Genomic DNA, 10,669 nt, shown 5'->3' with positions numbered 1-10,669 from the left:
TTTCGACGCGCTGGGTGCCGGGCTCAATATCGATTCGCTCGAGGGCAAAGCGCGGCTCAGCAAGCTCGCCGCCCCACTCATTCAGCGCTTGCCAGCAGGCGTATACCGTGAGTTGATGCTCGGTGACCTGGCCAAGCGTACCGGCCTCACCGCCACCGCACTGCAAAATGTGCTCGAACACAATCCGCCGGCAGAAGCAGAACCTCCGCCACGCCAAGAGCCGCGGCAAAAGCCACCTGCCCCTTCACTGCCGGAGAGCAAGCGTGACACACTGCTGTATATGATCAGCCTGCTGCTGTTGCATCCGGCCAGCGCCAACGCTCTGTTCGACGAAGCGCTGCCGGCACTGAACAATCCCTACCAGAAAACCCTTGAAAGCGTGCTCGCACTGCTGCGAAAACGCCCTGAAAGCAGTACAGCAATGCTTCTCGGCCACTGGCAAGGGCAACCGGAAGGCGAAGTCCTGACCCGCGCTCTCAGCCTGGAAAAACCCAATTATGATGCCGAAAAAGCCGCACTGGCACTCAAAGAATGCCTCAGCCACCTGCACAAACAACAGCACCAGTCTGAGCTGCGGCTGACAGTCGACAAACTACGCAATGCGAACTACGCTGAGCTTAGCGAAGACGACAAGCAAAAATTACGCGAAATGCTGCAAAGAAAAGCTCACGGAGATTGAACTTACCAGCCATACCCCTCATCAGAGAAAGTGACCGTCGCCACTGGTGGCCGAAGGGGCCCATCAGGTATAATGCGCGGCTATTTGCCCTGGGCCAGACCCTGTGCTTTTCAGCAGCTTATTTTGGGCTGAAAATTGCATGTCGACTCATGGCTCAGAAAGATACCACGAGCACCGAGGACTAATGAGTACATCTCAGCGACAATCCAGACTCAAGCACCTGATTGCCAAAGGCAAAGAACAGGGCTACATCACCTATGCCGAAGTGAATGATCACCTGCCGGAAGATATCTCAGATCCGGATCAGGTTGAAGAAATTATTCAGATGATCAACGACATGGGTATCCAGGTGTTCGAAAACGCACCCGACGCCGACACCCTGTTGATGGCTGGCAGCGACTCCCCGGACGATATCGCCGCCGCCGAAGCCGCCGCTGCGCTCGCTGCCGTGGAATCCGAAGCCGGACGCACAACCGACCCTGTGCGCATGTATATGCGTGAAATGGGTACGGTCGAGCTGCTGACGCGTGAAGGCGAAATCGTTATCGCCAAACGCATCGAAGAAGGCATTCGCGAAGTGATGTCAGCGCTGGCTTACTTCCCCGGCACCGTGGAACGCATTCTCGAAGATTACGACAAGGTCGCGCTTGAAGAGCGTCGCCTGGGCGATATTATCAGCGGCTACCTTGATCCCGCTGACGACGTGCCAACACCGGCCGAAGTTGCCGCTGCAAACGCCGCAAACAACGATGATGACGACGAAGGCGGCGACTCAGGCCCCGACCCCGAAGAAGCCGCTCGTCGCTTTGGCGAAATTCGCAAACACATGGAAGGTGTCAACAAGTCGGTCGCCAAACATGGTCGCTACAGCAAGCAGACAGCGAAAGAGCTGGCCAAACTGGCAGAGGCATTCAAGTACCTCAAGCTTACCCCGGCACTGTTTGAGCCACTGACTGAAGCCGTTCGCAGCACACTGAGCGACATCCGTGTGCTTGAGCGCGAAATCATGCGCCTGTGCGTCATGACCGGCAAAATGGATCGCAAAACATTTATTCGCGACTTCCAGGGCAACGAAACCAATACCGATTGGATCAAGACCCACTTCAAAGCCCACCCTGCATTAGAGCAGGTGAGCGAAGACGTTATCCGCCTGCAAAAGAAGATTTCACTGGTAGAGGCCGGTTACGACCTGACCATCGCCGACATCAAGGAAATCAACCGCCGCATGTCCATTGGTGAGGCCCGTGCCCGCCGCGCCAAAAAGGAAATGGTAGAGGCCAACCTGCGACTGGTTATCTCCATCGCCAAGAAGTACACCAACCGCGGCCTGCAATTCCTCGACCTGATCCAGGAAGGCAACATCGGCCTGATGAAAGCGGTCGACAAATTCGAGTACCGCCGCGGCTACAAATTCTCCACCTACGCGACCTGGTGGATACGTCAGGCCATCACCCGCTCCATTGCGGATCAGGCCCGCACCATCCGTATTCCGGTGCATATGATTGAAACCATCAACAAGCTCAATCGTATCTCTCGCCAAATGCTGCAGGAAATGGGGCGCGAACCCACTCCCGAAGAGCTTGGTGAGCGCATGGAAATGCCCGAAGACAAAGTGCGCAAGGTACTGAAAATCGCCAAAGAGCCCATCTCCATGGAAACTCCCATCGGCGATGACGAAGATTCACATCTGGGCGATTTTATCGAAGACACCACCATCTCCTCACCGGTGGACTCCGCAACAGGCGAAGGCCTGCGCGAATCTACCCGTGACGTGTTGGCAGGTCTGACTGCGCGGGAAGCCAAAGTACTGAGAATGCGCTTTGGTATCGACATGAACACTGACCACACCCTGGAAGAAGTGGGCAAGCAGTTTGATGTTACCCGTGAACGCATTCGCCAGATAGAAGCCAAAGCGCTGCGCAAACTGCGCCATCCCACGCGCTCTGATCACCTGCGAAGCTTTCTGGACGAGTAGCGCGACAGCTGCAACGGCACATACAAATAAGGCCCCACCGGGGCCTTTTTTTGGTTCTTTGAAAACGCAAAGTTACTATGAGCCTATGTTGCCTCACGGCTAACCCGAGGGTCGCTGGCGCACCAGAAAATATCGTTTCCGTATTAGGAAATTTGGGCAATTCCCCTATAATGCACCCTTCGCTATTCACCACTCGTCGCACACAGGTACACGATGACGCCTTCTCACTGGCTCTCAGTTGCAGCACTCAGCTTTGGTCTGCTTACGGCCTCAGGCTGCTCCACACTGCCAGGAACGACAGCGCCATCGCCAGAGCTACAGGCCGCCATCACCTTTATTCAGGCGGGCGAACCCACAGCCGCGCTGCCCATTCTCTCGTCCATCGCCAACTCGGACACCGCACCTGAAACAGAGCTCGTCCGAGCGCGAGTGCTCGGCGCGATTTTGCAACTTGAGCGAGGCGAACCGGACAAAGCCAGATTACTCGCCGAGCAACTGGAATCCGACGATCCAAGCATTGACCTGCATCTGTACCAGCGCGCACTGCGGCTGGCAATTGACAACGCGGCGCAGGCACACAAGGCTCACGCACATCTACAAACCTGTGAGCGCAGCAATGATCGCCTGCGAGATGAAAAACAGTCTCTGGAAGGAACACTGAAAAAGCTTAGAAAGCTCTCTCTGGAGTAGGCTCTATCGCCGAGCCGGAAGCTAACGCGTCAGCTATCGTTTGTAGCAGTATGTCGCGCTCCACAGGCTTCACCAAATACCCTTGAACACCCATGATGTCGCCCATTTCTCGCTCGCCAAGCATGGATTGAATAACCACAGGAATGTCACACTGTTGAGAGTGCAGCTTTTCCAGCAATTGCCAGCCATCCATTTCCGGCATGACCACATCAAGTAAAATAAGATCCGGCGGGCTTGCCTGAATCTGCTGCAGCGCCTGTTCACCTGACGCGGCTTCCTGCACCTGAAAGCCCGCCTGCTGCAAATGACGACAGCACAGTTCACGCGCCACAGGGTCGTCATCAACAATCAGTATGCGACAGGATGCTGGAAGAGTCATAGTGCCGACGGTAGCCCCATTGAGCAGCGACCCTGCGCTAACTCTCGGCATCAAAAATGCAAAACGGGAACCCTGGCCCACGGTACTTTCCACCAGAATATCGCCGCCAAGCAACTCCGCAAATTTCTTTGAAATCGTTAACCCCAGGCCTGTGCCACCGTAAACCTTCGAGGTCGACAAATCCGCCTGAATAAATGCCTCAAAAACCTGCTCCATCTGCTTTGATGACATGCCGATGCCGCTATCGGTAACGGCGATTTCAATAAATGGCAAACCACCGCGTTCGACATCGCGCAAGCTTACGTCGATCACCCCTTCATGGGTAAATTTCGCGGCATTGCTCAGTAGGTTAAGGGCAATCTGGCGGAATCGAGTCACATCCGTTTCGGTTAACTGCTCGCTCAAGGCGTTATCATAGGTCAGGCGATTGCCATTGGCCTCCACCATCGGCTGAACGGTTACCAGCACTTCGTTCATCAGCTGCTCGATGTCCGCCGTCTCGCGATATACAGTCATTTTGCCACTTTCAATCTTGGAGATATCCAGCACGTCGCTGATCAGCGCCAGCAAATGCTGCCCAGCCGACAGGATCTTTTCCAGGTCTGCCTGCATCTCGCCAATCGGCACCGCACGGTCATCTTCAGCCTCTTCCAGCAGCATTTCACTGTAGCCAATAATCGCGTTCATGGGCGTACGCAATTCGTGGCTCATATTGGCCAGGAAACTGCTTTTTGCCTGATTGGCCGCATCGGCTCGCGCGCTTGCCGACTTCACTTCATTCATGGCAGTGCGTAAATTGCGCGCCATATGATTAAAGCTTTCAGCCAGCTGACCCAGCTCGCCTGCCAGTGGTGGCACCTGATAATCAAGATTCCCCCGCCCCCACTGCTGCGTTCCCTCGTGCAGCTTACGGATTGAGCGCAGGGTGAAGCTCACCAGATGTAATGCCAGAATGACGGTCAACCCCAAGGTCGCAATAAACACGCCCAACGTTATGCGGTTGGTCATTGCCACCGTATCGTTCAGCGACAGATTAATCGCCGAGGCTCTATCAACCAGCGCCAACTCCACTGAAACCAATTGCTGCAATGCCGCACGGTACTCTCCCTGCAGCGTCAGTGGGCGCTCAATATCATCACCTTCGGCCAGATTGGCCAGAAATAGCTGCCAATCTGAGAGCAGCGTTTCGACTCCGCCAAGTACCACCGGGCGCTCCAGGGAATCCGCCAGCCGACTGCCGAGAAACGCTAATCGGGCAATCATGGCATTGAGTGCATTTAACTGCTCGGAGGCTTCAGATACCGTTATCGGCAAAGATTCTCCAGTGTCTCCGAGTGTTTCAATAACCCGAATCTTGCGATGCATGGCATCAAGCTGCTGCTCAAACTCACGCAGCCCGGCCTGATCGCGCATAACCGCCTGCAACTCACTAAACAGCTCAGATCGCAGTTCGCTACCCCACAAATGAGCAAAAATATTGATCAGAGAAAGCACCAGAATGGCGCCAAATGAAAGAATCAGGCGACGCGTCAGGCTCACCGATTACGCTCCTGCGTCCAGATGGGCCTGAATCTTTACCAGTAAGCGTTTGAAATCCACCGGCTTGGTATCGTAATCGTCACAACCGGCAGCGAGGGCCCGCTGACGATCACCATCCATGGCGTGGGCAGTTAGGGCAATAATGGGAATCGCGGCAGTCTGCGCATCCGCTTTGAGCTCGCCAGCAGTTTGCCAGCCATCTTTAAGCGGTAGGCTCATATCCAGCAATATCAGATCAGGTGCTTGCGCCTGGGCCGCCGCTATCGCTTTCACACCATCCTCTGCAGTAATGACGGAAAAATCGTGCTTAACAAGCCGCCGACGCAGCATATCGCGATTCATTTCGTCGTCTTCAACCAGCAAGATGGTAGCCAAGGCACACGCTCCCCGAAGAAAATATCAGTGCGTATTATGGTGATTTTTCGCGATATTGATCCAACAGACTCCGCATTTTTCCAATACTGGAGGTCAGGGTCACATGGTAGCGCTGCTGTTCGTCCATTCCCATTACCCGCGCATAGGCAATGGATTCCTCGCCAACACTGGGCAGGCATAGCTGCACTTCTTCCAGCGCACACAAGGTAAGATCCAGCTCAATCAACAGATCCCGGCCGTTAAACGCAACCAGCAATCCAGTGCCCACATTCTGCGACAGGCGTTCGCCCTGCAGCAAACGCACTTCCAGCTCAACCGGTGTGGTGGTAGGCACCAGTTCACGCTCGGCATTGGGTAGGCTAATGGAGTACGGCTCACCAATAGCGGTGAGATCGTAAATTTTCAGCGGGTCACTAGCCCCCTTCACATCTACCTCCAGCATTTTGCGCCACTGGGCAGTGGCCCTCATATGCTGCAGGGTCTCAGCAGAGGCGAGCACTTGACCGCCGACTGTGCAACTCTCAATGCGCGAGGCAATATTCACATTGTGCCCCACTACGCCATACTTGGTTCGCAACTCAGAACCGACGTTACCCACCACCACGGCACCGGAATTGATACCAATACCTATATCAATGTCGGGCAAGCCGTTCTCGCGGTTAAAGGCGTTGACCATGGGCACCGCACGCTGCATTTCAAGCGCACAGGCAACAGCGTGATCGCTGTGCAATTCATCATTCACTGGCGCACCAAATATCGCCAGAATGCCATCGCCGATAAATTCATCCACCGTCCCCTGATAGGACATGATGATATCGGTCATCACCGCAAAATAGTTGTTCAACAGGCGAACACAGTCTTCCGGGCTGATCTGCTGGCTAATGACTGAAAAGCTGCGAATATCCGCCAACAAAATGGAAACTTCTCGACGCTCACCACCCAGAGTCAGACCATCGCCGTCGTAGAGCAGACGCTGCATCACATCGTTAGACAGGTAGCGCCCAAAGACTTTGCGGATAAAATCGTAACTCGCCTCAAGATTGGACAGGTAGGCAGATTCCTTATCCTCCCAAACCTTACGCTCCAGCAAGGCACCAACCCGGGCTCGCAGCAGCGTCGCGTTAACCGGTTTTACAATGTAGTCGGAAGCACCTGCTTCCAAACAGCGCAGGGCACTCTGCTCGTCCTTCACCCCGCTGATAATAATGATCGCCAGATGACGCCAGTTCTTGTCCTGCTTAATCCGACGCAACAGGTCGTAGCCGTTGATGTCTGGAAGAATCAGGTCCAGCAGCACTAAATCAATCGATTTGGTCGCAAGGGCTGCCAAAGCTTCATTGCCAGTTCTAGCCTCGGCCACTTCGATGCCCAGCCGATTGAGCTGCAACCCAACCAGCTCGCGGTTGCTGTCGTTGTCATCCACCAGCAACACTTTGCGGCCAAAGGTGGCCTCGGTACGCGAGGCTGCGGTGGCATTTAAACTGTTTATCAGGTCTTCGACCGGAGAGGAGTCTGCCGACAGCTCGGTATCCAGGGCGGACAACGCGTCGAGGGTGGCGAGAAAATGTTCGGTGTGCTTGAGAATGGCCTTCAGGTCATTCATGGCGGGCGACGGATGGGCTACCTCGTCTTCCAGAATTTCCGCGTAACCACTGACCAACCCCACGGTATTGCGGATATCGTGGCGCAACGACGCAAAGGATTCGCCGCGCTCCAACATCTGCGCCAGATCGCGAACAAATACTTGAAGATCCCGCCCAGCGTCCAGCACGCGCCCAGCATCCTCACGATGCTCCAGCTGTTGGCGTTCGTCAAAATGCCGAACCACCTCAGTCGCATGCTCAATGATCTGCTTGGCCGCACCATGCAAGCTTTGGCACAAGTGATCCTGCTGGGATGTTATTGCTTTTGCCACCGCCAATACCGTCAATTCAGTAACCGGATACAGCCAAAACCCGACTGTGAACTGAAAGTATACCCAGAGTGTAACCCTCTGACACGACTTTAATTTCGCACCCTTCTGGACGATAAGGCCACGGCTATATACAATGCGCAACTTCTCACAGTCTGCGGCTAGCGCGTGGTCCGTTCCGGTAACGTGAAAGGCGCAATCCCAGAGCTCTTTGGGGGCCTTTAGCTCAGTTGGTTAGAGCGTCCGACTCATAATCGGCAGGTCGCTGGTTCAAGTCCAGCAAGGCCCACCACCCCCTCTTCCTGCAACAACCATCAAGCATCTGCGTCAGGCCGCGCTTGTCGCAACGAGTGATGCGGCTAAGCAAGTTCGGACACCCACTCGAGACGACCTACCGCACGACAAAACACCCCGCTGCCTAGAGTGTTTTTAGATATTCAATGATTGCCCGACGCTCGGTATCCGTCAGCACATCGCTGAACTCATGCCCCTGGTTGCCGTTACCCAGAATGCGGGTGTCATAGACCAGCCGCTTGTCGATACCTGCCGGGTCCGGGTCCTGAATGGTAACCAGACCGGCCCAGCTCAAGGTGCTGTTGAGGAAATTCTGCACTATCTGCTGCATGGAAGGCCCTTCGTCGCCACTGGGGCTGCAGTTGAGCTGATCGCTGCCGGGCATCTCACTGCAGGCCAGCGCAGTGTATTTCCAGCCGACTTGCTCAAAATCAAAGGCATTCAAGCTCTGGTCGAAGCCCTTGATCCGCACCCCGTTCACCTCTTCCACTTGAAGCTGGCGCTGCCAGATCGCGTCACGCTTGGAGGAGTCCAGCACAGCTTCCAGGGTAGGCACGGAACCATTATGGAAATACGGTGCGGTTGCCCAGACCCCATAGAGCGGTGGCGCTTGGTAACCGATGATTTCTTTCTGCCAGCCACAGGCGCCCTGATAGCGCATGTCGTCCGGATACAAGTCGTTCAGCGGTTCCTCCAGCGGATTACTGTTGGGCGGCTGGTACGTTGGATCAGCCTCGGGGTAGCCCCAAAACGTCGTGTCCCAGCCGCGCCGCAGCGTGGGGGTCAGCATATCGGAACGCGCCGGGTCGGTACCAATAACGTCAAGTTCGCTTATATGCGATGCAACGCCTTCCAATGCCGGATCGGCCAGAAAATTGTCGTCATGAACATAGCGCGGTGAATAGGCACCGTGACAGCTGGCGCAGGAGCCGTTGCCACCGGCAGGACGTGGCCGGTCGGCATTGCCCTCTTCGGCCCACAGATCCTTGCTGTGAAACAGCACGGCGCCCTGCTCTGCCAACGCGGTATCAATCGGTTTTGGATATTCCGGTGACTCCAGCGACAGGAAGAACGCCTCAAGGTGGTGATCCCATTCTTCGACGCGCTCGCGATAGCCCTTGCCATCCTGTGAGAACAGCAGCGAAAACTCGCCAGGGCCGGCCGCCATAATGATGCGCGTGCTGTCGTTGGAGACCCCTGCATCAAAGAACTTGCGCGGCCGCGACCCCATATTCCACCAGGGCGGTGTGTCCTGAGTGTGGGCCAACGGATGCGACACATCTTGCGCCCCGCTGTCGCCCTTCATGGTCTTCAGCGGATTAGGGTTGATACCGAGCGAATCCAGGTCAAGAATGGTATTGAGGAACTCAAACGCGCCGACCGCATTGTTCTGGCCGCGCTGCTTGATACCCACATTGAACAGAGCATTGGGATCAATGGCGGGTATCGCGCCACCGGCAATGGGCACTTCTTTGAAAGGATTGCCGTCGTGGGCAGCCATTACTACGTCATAATTGTTGTTGCCCAGCCCCAGATTCTGCAGTCCGATAAGCTGATCGTCGCCCGCGTAAGGGTCACCAATCTGACCGCCGTGGCAGGTATAGCAGGCAGTGGACGCCAGCACCCATTTATTGCCCCGCTCCACCATTCTCAGACCGAGCGGCAACTCCCCACTCCACTGCGACCTGTCTTTGCTTTCTTCACCGGGTAGCGGATAGGGGTTATCGAATGGCGCGCGGTTCAGACCGTAGCGCAGGGTGTAAAGCTCGTCGAAGTTTTCCGGGCGCTGATTCAGCCCCCAGTCCTGCCAACTGTTGCGGAAATTATCCAGCGTAATCGCATCGCCGGCCAGTTCGTCCAGCAGGAAGCGCTTGCCTTCATCGCGACGCCTGATGTACTCACCACAGGTGGTTGCCGGCCGTTCATCAACCAGCCATTTCGACTTGTGGCAGTCTTCCCACCAGCCGTTAAAGTGAACCGCGCGATCGCCTTGCACTGCCGGGCTGCTTTTCTGAATCAGAGTTCGCGGATCAGGTGGCAGAAGTTTGCTGCTGTTTGCGTCCTCACCCTCGCAGTAGCTGGCCCAGAGATGGCGTGCGCGCTTGCTGCCCAACAATGGCAGCTGCTCTTCTTGAACGATATCTGAAAATACACAAGTACCAGGGCTGTCCCAGCAGGACAGCAGTGTCTTCATGGCCACATAGGATTGCGACGACGGCGGCCAAGGCTTGCTGCCGGCATGAGCCAGCGCGGGATCCGACGGCATGGCCAGCAAACGGTTATTATCCACTCCTTTGCCCAGCGTCTCCCAGGCCGCATAAAGCTTCTGATAGTCCGTGTCGAGTTCGGTCTTGCTCAGCATGAGAGCTCGGCCGCCCTCCTGATCTGCACTGGCACCGGGGACGTGGCAGATGCGGCAGTTTGCCAGGCCAGGCTGCACACTGCGGGCAAAAAATGCCTCCGCAGACTGGGGCTGCCCACCGCCCTGATGATTGCCCCCGCCGAGGCTGACGCCACCTGGGTTCTGCACCGCACCACGGCTGCTGCCGTCGTTGCAGCCCGCCATGAGCAGCATCAGGGTCAGCCCCATCAGTCTGAACGTGAGATCAGTTATTCCGCGCCCTTGCATAGCGTCTCTCCAGATGGCGAGCATGTTATTAGTGTTATCTCAGGCTACTGCAATCATACAAAAGTATGCTTGCTTTTTGTACACCTGTACGTTTTTCAAGTCAATCAGCATCGCGAAAACGGTAGCGCACCGGCAGGGAGTTCAAGCCGGAGACAAAGTGACTGGGGATGTATGCCGTCTCGCCCGCCAGCTCGATC

The 10,669-nt window shown here is 55.8% G+C and carries 6 protein-coding genes, 1 tRNA gene and 1 pseudogene; 4 read left to right on the top strand and 4 right to left on the bottom strand.

The window, feature by feature from the left end:
- The 3 genes and pseudogenes from ABYP39_RS14050 to ABYP39_RS14040 all read left to right on the top strand — a co-directional run.
- Positions 1 to 679: pseudogene (locus tag ABYP39_RS14050) on the top strand (DNA primase); the annotation flags it as partial.
- A gap of 184 nt (positions 680 to 863) precedes the next feature.
- A complete protein-coding gene (gene rpoD / locus ABYP39_RS14045) occupies positions 864 to 2,654 on the top strand; it encodes an RNA polymerase sigma factor RpoD (protein WP_372764382.1) in 1,791 nt (596 codons plus the stop codon).
- Between the two features lie 213 nt (positions 2,655 to 2,867).
- On the top strand, positions 2,868 to 3,344 hold the full coding sequence (locus ABYP39_RS14040; RefSeq protein ID WP_372750442.1) for a hypothetical protein: 477 nt from the start codon (positions 2,868 to 2,870) through the stop codon (positions 3,342 to 3,344).
- Here ABYP39_RS14040 and ABYP39_RS14035 read toward each other — a convergent pair.
- From ABYP39_RS14035 to ABYP39_RS14025, 3 genes are read right to left on the bottom strand one after another with little or no spacing between them, the layout of a single operon-like run.
- Positions 3,322 to 5,262 carry a response regulator gene (locus ABYP39_RS14035; protein ID WP_372783118.1) on the bottom strand — a complete coding sequence of 647 codons (1,941 nt, stop codon included), beginning with the start codon at positions 5,260 to 5,262 and terminating at the stop codon, positions 3,322 to 3,324. The two genes, ABYP39_RS14040 and ABYP39_RS14035, sit on opposite strands and share 23 nt — an antisense overlap.
- 3 nt (positions 5,263 to 5,265) lie before the next feature.
- Complete coding sequence (locus ABYP39_RS14030) at positions 5,266 to 5,637, bottom strand: response regulator (protein ID WP_372783116.1); 372 nt, start codon at positions 5,635 to 5,637, stop codon at positions 5,266 to 5,268.
- Between the two features lie 34 nt (positions 5,638 to 5,671).
- Positions 5,672 to 7,552: a response regulator gene (locus tag ABYP39_RS14025; RefSeq protein WP_372749442.1), complete on the bottom strand. Its 1,881-nt coding sequence runs from the start codon at positions 7,550 to 7,552 to the stop codon at positions 5,672 to 5,674.
- A 212-nt stretch (positions 7,553 to 7,764) separates the two neighbouring features.
- Here ABYP39_RS14025 and ABYP39_RS14020 point away from each other — a divergent pair.
- Positions 7,765 to 7,841, top strand: a tRNA-Ile gene (locus ABYP39_RS14020).
- Between the two features lie 126 nt (positions 7,842 to 7,967).
- On the opposite strand, the gene ABYP39_RS14015 is transcribed toward ABYP39_RS14020, so the two are convergent.
- A complete protein-coding gene (locus ABYP39_RS14015) occupies positions 7,968 to 10,472 on the bottom strand; it encodes a hypothetical protein (protein ID WP_372783114.1) in 2,505 nt (834 codons plus the stop codon).
- Positions 10,473 to 10,669: the final 197 nt, after the last annotated feature.

It is taken from the genome of Litorivivens sp. (genome assembly GCF_041625495.1).
GTDB lineage: Bacteria > Pseudomonadota > Gammaproteobacteria > Pseudomonadales > Spongiibacteraceae > Litorivivens.
The sequence above is the reverse complement of the archived record's forward strand: the minus strand, read 5'-3'. Positions and strand labels throughout refer to the sequence as shown.